The 16804-nt window shown below is 50.1% G+C and carries 22 protein-coding genes; 12 read left to right on the top strand and 10 right to left on the bottom strand.

The window, feature by feature from the left end; all coding sequences use genetic code 11:
• The first annotated feature begins 1 nt into the window (after position 1).
• The 12 genes from H8S63_RS08525 to H8S63_RS08580 all read left to right on the top strand — a co-directional run bounded on the left by H8S63_RS08525 (position 2) and on the right by H8S63_RS08580 (position 9629).
• Positions 2 to 895, top strand: coding sequence for a hypothetical protein (locus tag H8S63_RS08525; RefSeq protein WP_172718861.1), 894 nt, complete (start codon positions 2 to 4; stop codon positions 893 to 895).
• Positions 892 to 1335, top strand: a complete 444-nt coding sequence (locus tag H8S63_RS08530) for a hypothetical protein (RefSeq protein WP_255467640.1) — start codon at positions 892 to 894, stop codon at positions 1333 to 1335. The genes H8S63_RS08525 and H8S63_RS08530 overlap by 4 nt, the downstream gene beginning before the upstream one ends.
• Positions 1332 to 2312 (top strand): hypothetical protein, encoded by a 981-nt coding sequence (locus tag H8S63_RS08535; RefSeq protein WP_186926488.1) that lies wholly within the window; start codon positions 1332 to 1334, stop codon positions 2310 to 2312. Before H8S63_RS08530 ends, H8S63_RS08535 begins: the two co-directional genes overlap by 4 nt.
• A gap of 42 nt (positions 2313 to 2354) precedes the next feature.
• On the top strand, positions 2355 to 2834 hold the full coding sequence (locus H8S63_RS08540) for a hypothetical protein (RefSeq protein WP_011964850.1): 480 nt from the start codon (positions 2355 to 2357) through the stop codon (positions 2832 to 2834).
• A gap of 94 nt (positions 2835 to 2928) precedes the next feature.
• Positions 2929 to 3219, top strand: a complete 291-nt coding sequence (locus H8S63_RS08545; protein WP_007838816.1) for a DUF4120 family protein — start codon at positions 2929 to 2931, stop codon at positions 3217 to 3219.
• A gap of 281 nt (positions 3220 to 3500) precedes the next feature.
• Positions 3501 to 3779 (top strand): hypothetical protein, encoded by a 279-nt coding sequence (locus tag H8S63_RS08550; RefSeq protein WP_032936852.1) that lies wholly within the window; start codon positions 3501 to 3503, stop codon positions 3777 to 3779.
• Positions 3766 to 4572, top strand: coding sequence for a DUF4121 family protein (locus H8S63_RS08555; protein ID WP_007838814.1), 807 nt, complete (start codon positions 3766 to 3768; stop codon positions 4570 to 4572). Before H8S63_RS08550 ends, H8S63_RS08555 begins: the two co-directional genes overlap by 14 nt.
• Before the next feature lies 1 nt (position 4573).
• Positions 4574 to 5332: an N-6 DNA methylase gene (locus H8S63_RS08560; RefSeq protein WP_007838813.1), complete on the top strand. Its 759-nt coding sequence runs from the start codon at positions 4574 to 4576 to the stop codon at positions 5330 to 5332.
• 12 nt (positions 5333 to 5344) lie between these two features.
• Entirely contained in the window at positions 5345 to 6580 is a 1236-nt protein-coding gene (locus tag H8S63_RS08565) for a hypothetical protein (protein ID WP_036630502.1), read from the top strand.
• 12 nt (positions 6581 to 6592) lie between these two features.
• Positions 6593 to 7474: a hypothetical protein gene (locus H8S63_RS08570; RefSeq protein ID WP_119193697.1), complete on the top strand. Its 882-nt coding sequence runs from the start codon at positions 6593 to 6595 to the stop codon at positions 7472 to 7474.
• 26 nt (positions 7475 to 7500) lie between these two features.
• Positions 7501 to 8655, top strand: coding sequence for a hypothetical protein (locus tag H8S63_RS08575; protein ID WP_005858674.1), 1155 nt, complete (start codon positions 7501 to 7503; stop codon positions 8653 to 8655).
• Positions 8656 to 8774: 119 nt separating this feature from the next.
• Positions 8775 to 9629, top strand: coding sequence for a hypothetical protein (locus H8S63_RS08580; protein WP_007838808.1), 855 nt, complete (start codon positions 8775 to 8777; stop codon positions 9627 to 9629).
• Positions 9630 to 9993: 364 nt separating this feature from the next.
• Here H8S63_RS08580 and H8S63_RS08585 read toward each other — a convergent pair whose 3' ends face one another.
• The 10 genes from H8S63_RS08585 to H8S63_RS08630 form a co-directional block, all read right to left on the bottom strand.
• Entirely contained in the window at positions 9994 to 10473 is a 480-nt protein-coding gene (locus tag H8S63_RS08585) for a glycoside hydrolase (protein WP_005858664.1), read from the bottom strand.
• Complete coding sequence (locus H8S63_RS08590; RefSeq protein ID WP_004288765.1) at positions 10470 to 10928, bottom strand: DUF3872 domain-containing protein; 459 nt, start codon at positions 10926 to 10928, stop codon at positions 10470 to 10472. The genes H8S63_RS08585 and H8S63_RS08590 overlap by 4 nt, the downstream gene beginning before the upstream one ends.
• Positions 10929 to 10948: 20 nt before the next feature.
• Complete coding sequence (locus H8S63_RS08595) at positions 10949 to 11536, bottom strand: conjugal transfer protein TraO (protein WP_117893798.1); 588 nt, start codon at positions 11534 to 11536, stop codon at positions 10949 to 10951.
• Entirely contained in the window at positions 11533 to 12447 is a 915-nt protein-coding gene (traN, locus tag H8S63_RS08600) for a conjugative transposon protein TraN (protein WP_008777983.1), read from the bottom strand. Before traN ends, H8S63_RS08595 begins: the two co-directional genes overlap by 4 nt.
• Positions 12448 to 12497: 50 nt before the next feature.
• A complete protein-coding gene (traM, locus tag H8S63_RS08605) occupies positions 12498 to 13805 on the bottom strand; it encodes a conjugative transposon protein TraM (RefSeq protein WP_186926490.1) in 1308 nt (435 codons plus the stop codon).
• Complete coding sequence (locus H8S63_RS08610; RefSeq protein WP_005802644.1) at positions 13756 to 14058, bottom strand: hypothetical protein; 303 nt, start codon at positions 14056 to 14058, stop codon at positions 13756 to 13758. The genes traM and H8S63_RS08610 overlap by 50 nt, the downstream gene beginning before the upstream one ends.
• Complete coding sequence (gene traK, locus H8S63_RS08615) at positions 14055 to 14678, bottom strand: conjugative transposon protein TraK (RefSeq protein ID WP_004288760.1); 624 nt, start codon at positions 14676 to 14678, stop codon at positions 14055 to 14057. Before traK ends, H8S63_RS08610 begins: the two co-directional genes overlap by 4 nt.
• A gap of 122 nt (positions 14679 to 14800) precedes the next feature.
• Positions 14801 to 15814 (bottom strand): conjugative transposon protein TraJ, encoded by a 1014-nt coding sequence (gene traJ, locus H8S63_RS08620; RefSeq protein WP_005802642.1) that lies wholly within the window; start codon positions 15812 to 15814, stop codon positions 14801 to 14803.
• A 2-nt stretch (positions 15815 to 15816) separates the two neighbouring features.
• Complete coding sequence (locus tag H8S63_RS08625; protein WP_004288758.1) at positions 15817 to 16446, bottom strand: DUF4141 domain-containing protein; 630 nt, start codon at positions 16444 to 16446, stop codon at positions 15817 to 15819.
• The gene (locus H8S63_RS08630; RefSeq protein WP_186926492.1) at positions 16443 to 16799 is read right to left on the bottom strand and encodes a DUF3876 domain-containing protein; all 357 of its coding nucleotides are present in this window, start codon (positions 16797 to 16799) and stop codon (positions 16443 to 16445) included. Before H8S63_RS08630 ends, H8S63_RS08625 begins: the two co-directional genes overlap by 4 nt.
• Positions 16800 to 16804 lie beyond the last annotated feature (5 nt).

Below are 16804 nucleotides of genomic sequence, written 5' to 3' on the forward strand. Positions count from 1 at the left end.
CATGAAAAACGACAATTTGAGATTCATCATTGATTCACGTTGCTTTGACGGCAGTTGCCTGACCGTCATGTCTGATGGGATACATAGTGATTATGGTCACGAAACACTGGAAGAATTGAGGGAAAGGGAAAATAACCCCAGCCTCATTGCCGTGCCCGGGAATGCCATCTGCAAAAAAATGCAGATCCACCTGCAGTCTCTCTGCGCCCCGTTCTGTGAAATTACGGAAGAGGACTATTTTGACTATATGGACACCCAGCCACCCATCCGGCACACCCGGAATTTCTTTTTCATGAGCGAGCCGTATCATGCCGGCATTCACCGGTTCTGCTTCCGGATAGACGGACGGTATTTTACGGGGCTGCGTTCCGTAAACACACCAAGAAAGGATTTGGAACAGCAAATGGACAGACATTACCGGAAGGTCACATTCAAAGGCGGCATCCTCAAAGAAAAACCAATGGGAATATTTGACCATACACGGCATAGTTTCACAGTTATAGTCCCATATCTGTTCCTTGACAAAAATGGAGAGAAGAAATTCATCTGCAACCTGGTGAAAGGTACGGACGAATCCTCCGGCAAGGATGCAAGACAGGAAACAACCAGGGTTCTCCAAAGCTTGCGCCGCCATCATTTCCTCTACTTCTCCGGCTATGAGGGAAACGACGATATGGGCAGATTCCTGGAAAGAGTGGTGCAAAACAGACATACCCTGTCAGCAAACGGGGATTTTCTGCAATATCCCACCAACCGAGAGTCTGTGTCTTTCGCCGGAACGGTCAAAGAAACAGGGGAAAAGTTCTTTTACCGCATCTACGACCTGGAACTGTTCCATTACCTGCTGTACAAGCTGCGGAGCATCAGAATGGAAAAGAAGGAAGTGCAGGCTTGAATCAGTATGCAGGATGGGTTCCCGGCAGGGTTTCCATCCTGCACATGTATCAGAAATCCAACAAAAAACGCAATATGAACCATACAGACTTTTACGCCCGGATAAGGGCTATCAAAGAAATGGAATACAGGGAATTGTATGCAGCCATAGAACTGCATGGAGCTTCCTATGAATGGAACAGCAATGATGGGGAATGCCCCGTCATTGCTGTCAATACAGGCAGCGTACAACCGGCTCCGGCTGATGTGCTGATTTGCAGGGTTACCATCGAGAACGGCAACTTGCGCCTCTATGGTGTAGAGAATGAATACGGGAATGAGGTAAACTTCCAGCCGGATGAAGCCTTTGCCGGACATCTGTCATATATCATAGATTGTTTGCCGCCCGTCAACGGAGTGGATGATGTGACAACATTAAAGACAGAGGAGGAAGCGGTATGAAGAAGGAAAAACAATCCTGGACGGACTATGTTCCTCATTCGGTCAGCCTCTATTACGTGGACTACCGGGAGAATTTGGACAGCCATGATGATTTGCAGGAGCAGTGCATCCGTCGGAACAGTCTCGGTCCGTTGGAAGAACCAATCCTGGAGTGGTATGCCGATCAGGAACATGACAACCTGCAAGGGTATCTCTCGGAGATACGGAATGAGATGGAAGCGGACGGGAAATCCGCCGAATATATCCGACATGAGGAGAAGATAAAAGACCTGCTTTACGAACGGAACAATACCGATCCGGCAGAAGAACTGATAGACAATTCCGCTGTAACCAATATGTTCTACTCCCTTGGAGTCGAAATCGAGGGCTATGTGTACGGAGGCTGTGGGCGCGGAGAATCCGAAACGGTCTCTCTTCGTAAAATCAGACGAGCGCTTCAACTGAAGGAAGGGCTGTTTACCGATGAACTCCATGAACTTCTGGTCAATGCTCCGTACGGTGGCGAACTCCGCATCTATTTCAATGCCATATTCTCCAGACTGATTACGGGAGGTACTTCACATGATTTCAAGCGCATCCGATTCTATGGAGGTGTCATTGTTGCTATTGTAGACAGCCGGAATGGTGCGGGGTATCATGTAAGTCTTCAGACTGACATCACCCTTCCGTTCTACAGAGACAATCTTTTTGTGGATTCTCAGGTACATTATTCCTATGCGAATGAAATTTGCGGGTTGTTGAACAGCTGGTGTGATTCCACCCGTTGGGAAACCGGAATGATGCCTCTGGAAGTCACTTTGCAGAAGAGTCACATAAATGAATATCAGAAGCAGGAAGCTCTTTATGAAAAAAGGTTTCGGGAAGGCGGATGTACTTTTGGAGACATGAACCATAAACGTCACAGAGATACCTATTATATAAACAGCTTCCCATGCGGTACCAAATGTCCGCATTGCGGCACGTTTTGGATTGACTGAAAACAGACGAGTCTTTTACACATCTTGAAAATGAATAAAACTATGGATAATCAAAGAACAAAGATGCTGGGTGAGAACCTGACGCACTACAGAAATCTTCAGGAGAACGGCTCTGTAAACCTGATCGAATTTCACACAACCGACAACCGGAAATTCGGCATCGGAAATCCGGATGCCATCAAGCTGTTGCTCTCGGCAGCCGTTACCGAACTGGAACGCCAGCTCCATATAGCGCAGTCCGGAGGTTTACCGGAACGGTTGGAACAAAGCCGGGAGTATAAGGCGGCAAAGGCACTGGAACAGGCACTGAATGATACGGGATTCAGTCCCGAACGTTTTGCAGAGACACTCCCGTTTTTCCATAAGACCTTGGAACAGACATTTTTCAAAACAATAAAGGCATGTATCATCGCCATGGCAAAACGTGAGTCGTGCCGGATTGACAGCCGAAATCAAGCGTCTTACGAAATGTGCCGGATGCTCGCGCCCATGCTGGAAGATACCGACTTACCCTTTATTTGACGACATGGAATTCAAGTATGACCGAAAAGCGGACTCCAGTGCTGAAAAGCCGGAGTTCGCTTTTTCATTGTTTAACAGATAAAACACCAAAGTTATGAAAATCCTGAATGAAGAACATTTCGAGAACGTAAAGCGCTATGCCGAATCCATTGGTGACACCTCACTTCAAAAGTGCTTGGAACGGTTGAAGAGTTGGGAAGGGAATCCTGACTATCCCAGTGAGATTTCACTCTACTATGACCATGCCCCATACTCGTTCGGCTTTACCCAGCATTATGCTGATGGAAGAATAGGTATCGTAGGAGGTCTGCTCTATCATGGAATACCTGACAGGTCGTTTGCCGTAACATTGCAGCCGTTCCACGGATGGCAGATACATACCTGAAAAACATGAAACTTGACAATGACCGAAAAGCAGACTTCAGAACAGAGAATCCGAGGTCTGCTTTTTCATTTCTTGCTGTAAAGATAGCCGTTTTCCGGGCTGATTGTGCAAGGCGGCCCCTTTCAGGGGCTGGGTTGGCTGAAAGAAAATCATCCTCGCTTCGCTGCGGTATTTTCTTTCGCCAAGCCTTGCCGCAATCCCCGGAAAACAGACTGGAAAGACATCAAGAAATAAAAATGCCTACCCATGTAGGCCGATGTTTTACTTAAAAAAGAACAGATATGGAAACACTGGATTATAACCAGCTGCTGCTTGTCTCCCTGTGGCAATACAACCACCACGGGGATGAAGGGCTGACTCCTGCACTTTTCGAGGAAACGTTCGGAAAGGTCTATGGAAGTCACTATTACGAAAAATGGACCGGCTACTTCAATCGGAATCTCTGGGACATGATTGCCTATTTCAGAAGCGAGAAGGAGAACGGACAGAAGTTCTGCGACATGGTTACCCGTCAGGTCAAATTGTATCAACAAAAACGATCTCAATATGAAGTACGGTAATTTTTATGACTTGGAAAGTCTGACTCTGCTCAACAGGCATGAAGGGTGTGCCTGCTCCATAAAGGAATGTGATGTGGAGAAGGTGAACCGGCTGATTTCAAGGATGCGGGAGGACAGGGAAAGAGTCGGTTTACCGACTGCAGGAGACGTTGTCACTTATATCACCCGTGGCGGTGACTATTATCCGCAGGCACACATTGAAAGGGGCGATGACCGGGAAGTTCATATCTGCCTTCTCCCACAGACACCTTTTTGCCATGAAAATGAAAAGTGTACCGGTTACAATACCGAAGGAGGCCCTTGGGTTACAACCGGTCCGGAATTGCTGATTCCCGATGGCATACGCAGCAAACAGTTCCGGATGTGGGGGCATACCGGAAGGCACAGGAACGGTGCCGTCCTCTTCCACACATTCGTCAGGGCATGGAAATACACGGAACCCGATCCTCTGTACGAAAAGTACACCACAAAAGAATGGACGAGATACCTCATCGAGTGTCAGCCGGATATTGAACCGGCTGATGCCTTTGTCTATCGGAATGAGGCATTCACCCTTTACTCGCGGGAAGAACTGGAACGGCTGGTCGGGATTCTGCACGGAAAGCTTTTCAACGGATTCCGTCCCGGTCTGTTCATACTCTGGGCATACCGTATGGAATGGAAGGAACTTCCCGCATGGGAATGGAACATGCTGAAAGCGGACACCCATCTCTCTTTCCTTGGCATTTCTCCCGTCAGGATACAGACTGACCATAAAAGACATATAGTAACAATCTATAAAAAATCAGAGTAATATGGTACCATACAACACACCGCAGACGATACGTCCGCTTGAGAAAATGGTCTGTGATTTCGCCTATTCGAACGGCTACGATCCGATATCCGTTTTCAACGATTTCCTGCGTTATGTCATTCACGGGTTCTCTCCCGGCGCACCGCCCCTTATGGACTGGAAATACAAACGGCAGCAGAACAGGCATTTTATGGAAATGCTTACCGGATGGATACGGCTCATGCAGCGGGAATTGCAATCCGGCGGATGGTTTGATGCGTTCGGTGACCTCTTCATGGCAATATCCTCCAAAAGCGGTCGGCAGGTGAACGGACAGTTCTTCACTCCGCCGGATATCTGCGACCTGATGGTCTTATGTACCGATTCGGGGGAGACAGCGACAGGGAAACGTATCTGTGACCCGACATGCGGAAGCGGAAGGCTGCTGCTGGCATATCATGTACGCCACCTGGGTAATTATCTGGTTGCAGAGGATGTCAGCCGTACCTGTTGCCTGATGACCGTTTGCAACATGCTCGTACATGGCTGCATAGGTGAGGTCATCCACCATGACAGCCTCTGCCCCGAAAACTTCATGGACGGCTGGATGGTAAACCATACACTGACCCGGACGGGCATTCCCTCCATTCGCCGGATGAGTGAGGAGGAATATCGGACAAGCAGGAACATGTCCGTTGACCTGCTCAGAAAGCGGAAAGAGAAATTGCGCCAAATGCAGCCTGGCAAGAAACAATTGCCATATAAACAACAGAATTTATAAACAATAAACCGAATGATTATGAAACTGAATGTTAGCAACGAATTGAAATCCCGCCTGACCCATGCGGCGGAAAACGGAAGTGTGATAGCCAAAGATATCCTTTCGGAAGTAAAAAAGAACGTACCGGTGGAAGAAGTCATACGGGGGTCCTACAATTTTTTCTCCACCAAACGCAAACGGACGGAAGCCGGCACGTTCAAGAAAATCCGGATCGTGTTCACGGCATGCAACAAAGACTTGGGGCATCCCAATTTCCCGGACCGGAACAATCCGCAGGCGCCCTGGTTTCCGGAGAACCGGACAGATCTGGAACCGTCCACGTTTATCGAGCTGTTCAAAAATCTGGGACCGTACCAGCCCGATGAAATCAACTATTTCTGCAGCGCCATCTCACTGGACAGCAAGGTCACAATCAGACTGCATGACAGTATGAACGATTTTATGGAGGCTTATCTGGAAAGCAACTATAGTCCCATATCTGACGGTAGCGAATCCAGCCTGCACAACTCCTGTATGAGATATGAAGACAAGGCCCGTAATGCAGCGGATTTCTATGCCAATTTTGCAGGAGCCAAAATACTCGTGGCAAGGGATGACAGCAGCAATGTGGTCGGACGGGCCATTGTATGGAACGAGATAACATTGTGGAAATCAATAAACACACCGATTGCCGCCTCCCTGCTGGATCGTATCTATTCCTCACACGCATTCGTCATCGAACTGATCCGCAAGCAGGCGCAGGAGGCAGGTATCCTGTTGCGACGCAGATACAACGATTATACACATACAACGGATTTCACCGTACTGAATCCCATTGAGGGGCAGGAATGGGCGGCCGGAGATAATATACAGGTTTCTTTGACGGTGAAAGTGCCCGCCTGCAGGTGGCACAAGAAAGGGGTGCCTTACCTCGACACGTTCTACAGCCTCCATCTGACGGACGGTAACCTGGAACTGAGAAATACGGAGGGCGACACGAGCATAGCCACCTGCCGGAGCACGGAAGGGTGTGCAAACAGGAAAAAATATGTATGTCCCAAATGCGGGAAGATACATATCTTCCCGGATGCGGCATTCTGCAAGAACTGTCAGGATATGTACTATGTATCTACCGTATTCGGGAAAGTCCTGAAAGGATTATCAGTGGAATATAAAGGAAAGAAATATCCGTCTTTTCTCTTTCGTAAAGGGCGTCCCGTACCGGAATTCAGACGATACCTGCAAATCGAAAAATTGTTCATTTCCTAAAATATCATTATCATGGAAAAACTAATGGCTCTTTACGGCATTTCTTCCCCCTCTGGCAGAGAGGGGAAGATGGCTAAATTCATCATAGAGGAACTCAAAAGGATGGAGATTCCTTTCCGGCAAGACAGGTACGGAAACATCTATGCGGTCAAAGGCAACCGGGAAAGCTACCCCTGTGTCGTGGCGCACATGGATGAGGTACACTGGCGCAAGACAGGCTCTTATGCAGCCCATCTTGTGGCGGACTCGATGATTGTCGGCTATGATCACAAGCGTAAACGGATGACCGGAATCGGTGCGGATGACAAGAACGGCATCTGGATCTGCCTGAAATGCCTGGAGGATTGCAAGACGGTGAAATGTGCCTTCTTCGTACAGGAGGAGGTGGGATGCATAGGCAGCAGCCATGCCGATATGTCCTTCTTTTCCGATTGCCGTTTCGTGATTCAGTGTGACCGGAAAGGGAACGGGGATATGGTAACACAAATCAATGGGATGAAGCTCTGCTCCAACGAGTTCATTTCAGCTATAGATGTCCGGAAGTACGGCTACAAGCCGGCACAGGGACTGAATACAGATGTGGCGGCTTTGAAAAGAAACGGTCTGGAAGTATCCTGTATCAATCTTTCCTGTGGATATTACGAACCTCATACGGACAACGAATATACCGTCGTGGCTGATCTTTGCAAGTGTTACCGCTTTGTCCGGCATATCATCTGCTGCCACAAGGGAACCAGCATGCATATACCGGAAGCGGGAAAAAAAACTTTCCCCGGATATTATGAACTGTTCGGGCTGACCGGATATAGCGAAGAGGATTATATCCGTTTGTCAGAAGAAAAATACATGGGACATACTAAAACAACCAAGACAAGCTCTAAGAATAAATTCTGATTCATCAACATTAAAAACATAGTATTATGGAAACAACAGTAATGCCGGCAGCTGCATCGGTACAGAAACAGCAGGGCCTCAACCAGGTAGTCATTAACAAGGTACAGCGGATGATAGAAGGCAGGCAAGGTGGTGTCATGGACACCATCAACCGTCTGCTCAGTGAGGGACGGATCGCGCAGGATTTCATCGCTCCCATCGGGGTAAGCCAACGTAGCAAGGAACGCCCCGTTATCTCTTTCAAAGCGGAAGGAAGGGTACAGATGGCAATGCCCGAAGGGAACTTCAACCTGCACGGCAACGCCATAAGCCAGATTTCGGAGAAGATGGGCATTCCCGCCAAATACCTGCGCGAGCTTTCCGCCGGGGATGTTTGGCAGAAACAGTTGTGCGCCACCATCCTGAACGAGCATTCGGGATGGACCGAGCGTACACGGGTACTGATACGGGCGGTAGGAATGGAAGTCCGGGGCGTATTGTCGGACTCCTACCGTCGGCTGAACTCGGTGGATATCCTGACCGCTTTCATCCGTGAGGCGGGAGGACAGGGAGCGGTCGTGTCCGATGCCTATATGAACGACACGAAAGTATGGTGTGAGACAATCCTGCCCACTCCGATAGAGATACCCACCCGTAAGAACGGAACGGTCATCATCTTCGCAGGAGCACGCTTCTCCACATCCGACTATGGCAACGGATCGGTCGATATGCGGTCGTTCCTGCTCAACGGGGCGTGCCTGAACGGGATGGTCAGGGAGTCCGTCATGCGGCAGATACACCTTGGAGGCCGACTGCCGGAATCCCTGTCCCTCTCCCAAAAGACCTACGAACTGGACACGCAGACCACCGTATCGGCTGTTTCCGACCTGACCAAAGGACTGTACAGCAAAGACACCATCATGCAGAAGGCCATCGAAATTCAAGGAGCATCGGAGATAGACGTGGATTTCGACAAGGAACTGAAGAATCTGGTGCAGAAAGGAGCCTTGTTGAAAAACGAGGGACGTGAGGTCGAGAAACTGCTGATGAACAACAATCCTGACGACGGAGTTACAGGCGGGGCCACGCTATGGAAACTGACACAGGGAATCACCGCCTTTGCAAGGGAACAGCAGCCGGAACGCTGCCGGGAACTGCATGAAATTTCGGGACAGCTGATGAACCGGGTAAAGATAAATTAAGAGAATAACAACCGAATTGTATGACAAGGGCGGCCGTGAGTCGCCCGTAAAGCAGAAGAACAATGGAAAATAATATAGTGTGCAGCAGATGCGGATCGGCCAATGTAAGGTGTGAGGCAATGGTAAACCCCAACACAAAAGGGTTCGACCACTTCACGGACGAAGCTTTTTATTACGGATGGTGCGAAAACTGCGGATTGGGAGTTGCCTTGACCGACAAGGAGGAAATCCGGAACGAAATTTTGGAGAAATACCACAGGTTCAAGAAAGAGAATGCTTGTGAGCCACATTACGCGAATTGCCGGATTGTCCAAAGGGACAGCGGTCAGGTCAAGGATGTAAGAATTATGCTTTCACCGGACACCGGTATGGCCGATGACGGTATTTTCTTTTACTGCCACACATTGGAAAGGCTTATTGGGCTGTCCGTTCCCGGCAGGGAAAGTTTCACCCTTACGGAATGTTTCGGTTTTGCCTTGCTGACAGACAGGGAAAAGATGGAACGGCAGGTATTTAAACATGAAGCGGACGGAAAGCCCGTTATCGTAACAGGCAGGGAAGTGCTGCTTTTCTATGGGGAACACTATGGTATAAGACCGGAAGAATTGAAGCAATACGCAACGGAGTATTGCTGCCATATCAAACATTACAGGGAATATGGATATCCGTTGCTGGACAGGTCCCTCGTGAAAAAAATGCTGGAGGAAGAGGAACGGATTACAAAAGGGGAAACACGGTCATTCACTCTGCGGATACACTTTCCTTGGCATGTGAAAATCACAAAAGAGGATAATCCTGAATATGCCCCATACAGATATGCCTTGAATGCCTATTGCCTGGACAATCCGCAATGTTTTAACCGCAGATACACCACTTTGGAGAAAGCCTTGCTCCATTGTCTGAATGGATTCAATGAAAATGCCGCAATCAAAGACCGGTATCGTTCAATAGGGGAATACTTGCTTCAAAAGTAAGAACAGCAGACAAATACATCTTAAAAAAACAGAAACGTCACAAGGGGATGTATATCACATCATACCTGTGGCGTTTCCGTTTTAGCCACTTCCCGGTTCTTGATTCTGCCCGCTTTGGGAATATGCATCTAATATGGCAATTGGAGTCATTCTGCCCAAGGGACTTTTATGTTTCATGTGCCCTATGACATAAATACAGATCTTTAGTCATGCACATTCCGATGTTCCATCTGTTTCCTGTTACGGTATTCAAGGTTTATTGTGGAATGGAACTTTACAATCCCCTGTTAGGGATATGTTCATGCCGGACAAATAAAAAAGGTTCGGTCGTCTCGTAACAACCAAACCTTTATCAGCAAGCAATCTACGGAATATAGAACAGTTCAAACTCCTCTTTTCTTCTTCTCTCTATGCTTGGAATGACTTTCCCCCGATAACAGCGGAACGATACATATTCCTTGTAAATATCCCGGTTGCCGCTGTCCAGTTTCTGAATCAGTTTGCTTTTAGGTATCTTGCCGTTTCCGATCAGACGGTAACAGCCTACATTAAAGCCTAACAGACTTAAAAGGAGCGAATCTTTCCCATATTTTCGGAATACCTTCAAACACCGTTCAAGATCGCATCTCAAAAGTGAGTCCGCCTGTGCCTCACTCAGGTTCTCGGTCAGCGTCTCGTGGGGAAGCAGGCGGTGTCCGTAACCGATGTAAGGCATTTTCCCCCGGTGCCAGCCTTCCCACCGCTTGATGCAGGCTACCGCCTTATCTTTGTCAGACGGGGGATTTTCCGCCTTGCCGTACAAGACAAGTAACAGAAAGATCATAACAGCCGGTATTCTTTTCATGCAGCCTCCTTGTTATTTTCTTCATCCGTATCCTTTCCATTAAAATCATATGTCAATTGTTGCAGATTCCCCCAATTATCTTCAAGATAGAGGTCTATGGTCTGGGATTCCTTGCCGCTTTGCGAAGTATAGTAAAGACGGAATTTCCATTCGTTCAGCAGATAACGGTCATTGGGCTTCAGTACCGTGCCGTCCTCCATCTTCAGACTGCCCTTGCCGTCCGGCTGGAAATACCTTAGCGTATAGACGGTTCCGGCAAAGTTCCCTTCCGGCTTGATTTCCAGCCGGATTTCCACAGTCTCCCCATCGGTAATCTCATCCGCTACCGGCATGGTTTCTACCGTAAACGGGTATTCCTGTCTGATATCCAGCTCATTGTCACAAGCGACAAGACCAAGAAAGGAGAATGCCATACAGCAGGCTGTTAGCATAAAATCAAGGATTTTTCTTTTCATGGGTATGTATTCTTTTAAGGTTAGAAAATGTATTTTACTCCGATTCCATACTGGAAGTGGCAGATCCCCGAGGCACTGCCCCACACGAAACGCTCACGCAGACGCACCAGCAGGACAACCCTGTCGGACAGGTATCCTTCCGCTTCCAGCGTTACCGCGCCGCCATAGATGAAAGACTCGCATTGCTGCAAAACGGCTCCGTCATCCAGCAGCCGGTCTCCTTCGTTCACGGTCTCATAGCCCAACAGGGCGGAAGCGCCGAGGTTCAGGAAGAAGGACTTGCCGGGGGTGGAAAAGAACGTATGGTAATAACCGCCTTCCCCCGTATATTGCGACAAGGGTATATGCGTACTCCGGTAAGGGATGTTACGTTTCAGCATCTCACCGCCAAACATCCACTGGTTTCCGTTCCCGGTACAGGTGGATACAGCCAGCGAGAAGGCATAGCCTGCATCGTGACGGTTTGCCCGGCTGTAAAATCCGTCGGCCATTTCAGTGGTGAAGCGGACGGCTTTCATTCCCGGCAGGCGGCGCTGGGCTTCTGCCTGCCCCGTAAAGAGGGCAAGCAGGAGGATAATAAAGAGGGAGTTCCTTTTCATGGCGTTCATCTGACTTTCAGTTCATTGACGGTTTCTGCGCGTACCAGGTCCTCATTCTCCACATCAAAGGACTGATGCCGGCCGCCTTGCTTCTCATACATTTCCACTATCAGCTTCTTGTCGTCGGGAATGGTGAACTTGGGCAGGGCAAACACCGTCCGCTCGTTCTTCTTCCCGTCCACACGGGTCACATAGTTGAAGGCACGAAGCGGATAGATGACCTGTTCCTGCATGGCGGTACGTTTCATGATTTTCTTGTCCACGATCTTGAAGGTCACGAAGTCCACGTCGAAAGGCACGTTCGTGGCGTTCTTCACTTCGGTATGGAAATAGATCAGTTCGCCGTGCGCATAAAGTCCTTTAAGCAGATATTGCACTCCGAACCGTTTGCAGCCGATGTGCTTGACCTTGCGTTTGTTCTGTTCATACACGGATTTCATGATCAGCCGTACCAGACGGGGAGACTCCCCGGCGAGTTCCTGCAAGTAGATTTCCATCGCATTGTTCGGACGGTTCACGGCCTCTCCGTCATGGATGAAGTCGCACATTTCCACATTCAGCAGCAAAGGCTCGTCGGCATACTTGACGTTGAATGTATAGAAGTTGCCGTCTTCGGTAATTACGCTCATGTTTGTCTCGCTCCGGAAATGTTTCCGGGTTGCCTTCACACGGATCACATTTTCCGCACCGTCCGCCTTGCCCGCTATCAGATTGGGCGAACCCAGGTCCACATATCTCACGGGAGAGGGAAAAATAATATGTACGGTCTTGTCATATGTGATTTCCAGACCGTGTGGGGGAATCATCCGGCTGAATCCGATCTTGCGGCTCAGTCCTTCATAATAATCCCCGCTGCTCTGCTGCGCGTATGCAGCCACTGTGCCCGCAATCAGGGCAAGCATCATCAGAATCTTCTTCATGTGTGTTTCTTGGTTGATTGGTGAATAAATGGTTGATTTCCTTTCCTCCTTCATTTTTCAGGAGAATGCAGCAACAGCCGGTGTCCGGCCTTCAGGGTGATTTTCACCGTGCGCATCTTCTTGCCCACATATTGTGACATACCCTGTATCACCCCCTTGCCCACATCCGAGGCAATCTGCGCTCCGGCATCCGTTGAGATATTGATGCTGCTTCCTATAGAGGTGCCCATGCCGGCGGCAATCTCACGTGCGGCATCATACTCCATCGAGTTCGGTACAAGGATTCCCTGCTGCCCGTCAGCGTCATACACTTCGAGTTCCACCGGAAACAGCGTGCCCCTGTACTCCACTGTCTCGATCAGGATCCCCATCCGTTCCCCCTCGACACGTGTGCCGCCGACCAGTACCGTACCTTTGGGGATAAGGAGATCGTCCACTGCCATCGGCTCAAGCAGGCGGATACGCAGTGCCTGTCCGTCAGATACGGTCTGCGTGCCATGCACACAGGCTGCGATGGTGTTCCTGCCGGAAGATGGCATTTTGCCTACCGGGGTGTGGAAGCCGGTATTTCTCTCGCCTGCATATCCGGAAGCAATGTCTTCATTGCCTGCAGGCTGGGCCAGTGATGACACCATCCGGTTCTGTACCCGTTTTACAGGCCGGACAGCCGTCCGTTCTTTCCGGCTGTTTGGGGCATTTGTTGTAGAGGAAGCATCCGGCTCTTTCCCGTTGTAGCGGGCAGCCAGCTCGTAGGACTTTTCCAGCAGAGCCATCTTTTCTTCCAGGGTCTGGCCTTCCGCCGGTTCTTCCGCCGGCTTCCTTTCTTTTTCCAGATCCTCAATACGGCGGAGCAGATCGGCGTTTGGCTGATTTTCATTCCGGGTATATACAGTGCCCAGCGAACGGTTCATATTCCGGTAGGCTTCTGCAGAGGAACGGATGGAGCCGGGGGCTTTCCCCTTTTCCAGTTCCGGCGGAAGTTCCATGTTTGCTTTTCCTGCGGTAAGACCGGCAGTATCCTGACCGTCCTTGTTGAGCAGTTCGGACATTTCCTGGAAGGTTCCCCTGCGCCATTTTTCCTTTTTTGCCAGTGCTTCCTGCTCGTAGGCGCTTACCTTGTTGCCCTCCATTTCCGAATCTTCCGGTGAAGGCATCTCCACGTTGAAACCCCTACCTTTTTCCATTTCCGCCTTCTCCTTTTCCGACGGGCTGAATACCAGCAGGAGGAACCCCATGCACAGCAGGCAGAAAAACGGATAGACAATATACTTTGCGCGCCGGCGCTTCTCTTCGGGAGTCAGCGGCTTGTCATTTGACACTCCGAGCCGTTCCCTGATTTTCTGAAAGTCCATTTTCATGTTTATGGATGTTTGAATGAATGTTTCTTGTTCTTTCCGGCCGGAACACGACGGAACGGATATGTCCCATTGCCGGTCTTTGGCCCGGCTCCCCGAAACGGGATACACAGGAGAGAATCGAGTACAGGCAGGAGGCAGCAAGCAGGAACGAGGCCGTGCCTGCCAGAAGGATGCGCTGCTTTCCTGTCAGCCGCCGGCAGAACAGCCGTACCCGGCTGTCCGCATGGCCGAAGAATCCGCGTTTTCCCCTCATCGTTCCGCACTTCTTATGTCCTTATTCTCCAGCACGGTAAACTGCTCGATAATGAATCCGTTGGGATTGTCATCCGAACGTCCTGTGTTTTGAAGCGAGCAGGAAGTTACGAGGCTGCGCTCGGTCACGTTGCTTTCACGGATAATCAGCTGCCGGGCGTATGTCCGCACCTTGTAAGGGTAGGCGGCAAAGTCGCACACCACGCTGTCCACATGCACCACCTGGTTGATGTTGCCTGAAATCAGGCGGTTGTAATACCCTCTTTCGGCAAAATCCACATAGTAGTGATAGGCACTCTTGTCTGCCAGTTGCAGGGCACGGTTGATATTGTGCTCGATGGCATCCTTCTGGGGTGAGAGCGAGAAAAACAGTTCGTGAAAGCGCCTTACATGTTCCCGCGCCTCGGCAGGCCTGTTCTGTGAGAGGTCCTGCGAAAGGGCCATCATCAGCGATTTGCCCCCGTCAAGCACATAGATTTTCTCGCGTTGCTTCTCGGCAAAGCGGTATGAGCTCCACAGCGCATATCCGGTAACGAGCGCACAGCAGCAGGCAAAGACCGCCAGCATCAGGCGGATGCGCTTGAAGCTGCTCTCAATGTTTGTCAATGACTTGAATTCCATTTTTTTTGATGTCTGGTTTGAATGAATAAATATTTCCGGTATGAAGGGACATCCCGTTCCGACAAGTCACCGGACCCGTCATCTTGGGTTGCCCGACTCATGGGAAGGAGGCTCCGCAGGGTTTATTTGCCCCTCAGCCTGCCTCCGATATTCCCCAATACGGCACCGCCTGCTCCGGCTGCAAGGCCGCCTGTCTTGGTGGCCGTACGGTTCAGGTTACGGCTGAAGTTTCCGGCACCGCCTGCCTGCACTATCCAGCCTGCTACCGTAGGCACGGTGAAGTATCCGATAATCCCGATCAGCATAAAGATGATATAGACACTGTTCGAGTTGTCTATCGAGTAGTCCGGATTGTTCTGCAGTTCCTGAATGTCATTCTGAAGCATCAGTACCTGAAGCTTGGCAAGCAGGGTGCTGAACAGGTCGCTGACCGGAAGCCACAGGTAAACGGAAATATATCTCGTGAACCACTGTCCGAGCGTGGACTGGAATCCGTCCCATACACTGAAGGCGAACGCTACCGGTCCCAGTATCGAGAGTACGACCAGGAAAAAAGTCCTCACGGTGTCTATCAGCAGCGATGCCGCTGCGAATATCAGCTCCAGCAGGCTGCGGAATGCGTCCCGGATTTTCTTTTCCAGATTATACATCCCGACTTCCACATACATGCCCAGCCGGGAGGCGGTATCTATGGTTGACCAGCCCAGTTCATCCAGCTGACGGTCAAACTCCTCGTCACTTACCAGATATGCTGTTTCGGGATTGCGGAGCATGGCCTCCTTTTCCAGTTCCTCCTTTTGGATCCGGTACTGTTCCATATCCATCGTCTGCCCTTCGAGCATCTTGTGTGTGCCCTGCACGATGGGACTGAGAATATTGTTCAGCGTGCCGAGCACCAGCGTGGGAAAGAGCAGGATGCAGATGCCTATGGCAAAGGGACGCAGCAGGGGATAGACATCTATCGGTTCGGCACGTGCCATCGACTGCCATACACGGACGGCAACGTAGAACAACGCACCCAGTCCGGCAAGTCCCTTGCCCACATCCATCATGTCCTCGCAAAGGGGAAGCATCTCGTCATACAGGGTTGCCAGTATGGTGTGCAGGTTGGCAAAATCTATCGACAACGGCATCATGGCTACCAGTATTTGGAGGTTTCATTCCCATAGAGCCGCATCACACGTTCCAGGTCGTTCTTCTTTCTGGCCCTGAGGTAGCTTACGGCTATGTTCTTGTTCGTATAATAGCTCACAAGGTTGCGGTAACGGCGCATCTCGTAATAGCAGTTGTCCACCACGTCCATACGGTCCTTATCGGTCATGGACAGGGTACTGACATTGATAACCTGTTTCAGGTCCTGCAACACACCGTTGCTCTCTTCCAGCAGGCGGGTGTAACCGAAGGCGATGGCGTCCAGTTCGCGCGGTGAGAAGTTTTCATCGTTCATCATCTTGCCGAAGTTGGTTACATAGATGTCGGACACGTCGCCCACCATCAGGATGATGTCACGCACCTTGCGGGCATCCTGTATCAGGTTGTTGACCGATTTCAGCTGGTCGTAATATTTCTTGGCCTGCTCATAGATCTTTACTGTCTCGGCAAAGCTTTCTGCCGTATTGACTGCCGTCTTTGAGGTATGGGCGATATTGTCCGACATGTTTATGATACTTTGGGCCAGATTGCCGGGATCTGTCACCACCCATTGGGCGCGTGCTCCGGTAACGCCCAGTACAAATGCCGTTCCGATCAGAAGCGTTCTTGCCTTCATGCCCGTTCCTCCTTCCTTACATAGTCTCCGCCCGGTGAGAATGTCAGCACGTCGGCTGCCTCATTGTAGGACACATCGACACGGTAGCCCGTATTGACAAACAGGTTTCCGTTTTCTTCCACCAGCAGGTAAGTCTGCGGCTTCAGCTTTCGGGTTCTCCCGCTACGGGAAAACACCGTCACCTTATAGCATTCTCCTTCCTTGTATACCAGCACGTCAGGTCTGCCTTCCACGCTGGTCCACGTTCCGCAGATCTTGTCGCAGTCGATACCGCTTTCCGAACAGCTCTGCAATATCATGGCGGCCATGCTTATCAGACATACCGCCAGCCTCATAAGGGGTCTGTTTCTCATAATCG

The organism is Bacteroides sp. NSJ-39, assembly GCF_014287315.1.
Taxonomy (GTDB): Bacteria; Bacteroidota; Bacteroidia; order Bacteroidales; family Bacteroidaceae; genus Bacteroides; species Bacteroides finegoldii.

Bases quoted from the DNA above. Each gene is read 5' to 3' on its own strand.
- H8S63_RS08525 (WP_172718861.1), top strand. From the start codon at position 2: ATGAAAAACGACAATTTGAGATTCATCATTGATTCACGTTGCTTTGAC.
- H8S63_RS08535 (WP_186926488.1), top strand. From the start codon at position 1,332: ATGAAGAAGGAAAAACAATCCTGGACGGACTATGTTCCTCATTCGGTC.
- H8S63_RS08540 (WP_011964850.1), top strand. From the start codon at position 2,355: ATGGATAATCAAAGAACAAAGATGCTGGGTGAGAACCTGACGCACTAC.
- H8S63_RS08545 (WP_007838816.1), top strand. From the start codon at position 2,929: ATGAAAATCCTGAATGAAGAACATTTCGAGAACGTAAAGCGCTATGCC.
- H8S63_RS08550 (WP_032936852.1), top strand. From the start codon at position 3,501: ATGGAAACACTGGATTATAACCAGCTGCTGCTTGTCTCCCTGTGGCAA.
- H8S63_RS08555 (WP_007838814.1), top strand. From the start codon at position 3,766: ATGAAGTACGGTAATTTTTATGACTTGGAAAGTCTGACTCTGCTCAAC.
- H8S63_RS08560 (WP_007838813.1), top strand. From the start codon at position 4,574: ATGGTACCATACAACACACCGCAGACGATACGTCCGCTTGAGAAAATG.
- H8S63_RS08565 (WP_036630502.1), top strand. From the start codon at position 5,345: ATGATTATGAAACTGAATGTTAGCAACGAATTGAAATCCCGCCTGACC.
- H8S63_RS08570 (WP_119193697.1), top strand. From the start codon at position 6,593: ATGGAAAAACTAATGGCTCTTTACGGCATTTCTTCCCCCTCTGGCAGA.
- H8S63_RS08575 (WP_005858674.1), top strand. From the start codon at position 7,501: ATGGAAACAACAGTAATGCCGGCAGCTGCATCGGTACAGAAACAGCAG.
- H8S63_RS08580 (WP_007838808.1), top strand. From the start codon at position 8,775: ATGGTAAACCCCAACACAAAAGGGTTCGACCACTTCACGGACGAAGCT.
- H8S63_RS08585 (WP_005858664.1), bottom strand. From the start codon at position 10,473: ATGAAAAGAATACCGGCTGTTATGATCTTTCTGTTACTTGTCTTGTAC.
- H8S63_RS08590 (WP_004288765.1), bottom strand. From the start codon at position 10,928: ATGAAAAGAAAAATCCTTGATTTTATGCTAACAGCCTGCTGTATGGCA.
- H8S63_RS08595 (WP_117893798.1), bottom strand. From the start codon at position 11,536: ATGAACGCCATGAAAAGGAACTCCCTCTTTATTATCCTCCTGCTTGCC.
- traN (WP_008777983.1), bottom strand. From the start codon at position 12,447: ATGAAGAAGATTCTGATGATGCTTGCCCTGATTGCGGGCACAGTGGCT.
- traM (WP_186926490.1), bottom strand. From the start codon at position 13,805: ATGAAAATGGACTTTCAGAAAATCAGGGAACGGCTCGGAGTGTCAAAT.
- H8S63_RS08610 (WP_005802644.1), bottom strand. From the start codon at position 14,058: ATGAGGGGAAAACGCGGATTCTTCGGCCATGCGGACAGCCGGGTACGG.
- traK (WP_004288760.1), bottom strand. From the start codon at position 14,678: ATGGAATTCAAGTCATTGACAAACATTGAGAGCAGCTTCAAGCGCATC.
- traJ (WP_005802642.1), bottom strand. From the start codon at position 15,814: ATGATGCCGTTGTCGATAGATTTTGCCAACCTGCACACCATACTGGCA.
- H8S63_RS08625 (WP_004288758.1), bottom strand. From the start codon at position 16,446: ATGAAGGCAAGAACGCTTCTGATCGGAACGGCATTTGTACTGGGCGTT.
- H8S63_RS08630 (WP_186926492.1), bottom strand. From the start codon at position 16,799: ATGAGAAACAGACCCCTTATGAGGCTGGCGGTATGTCTGATAAGCATG.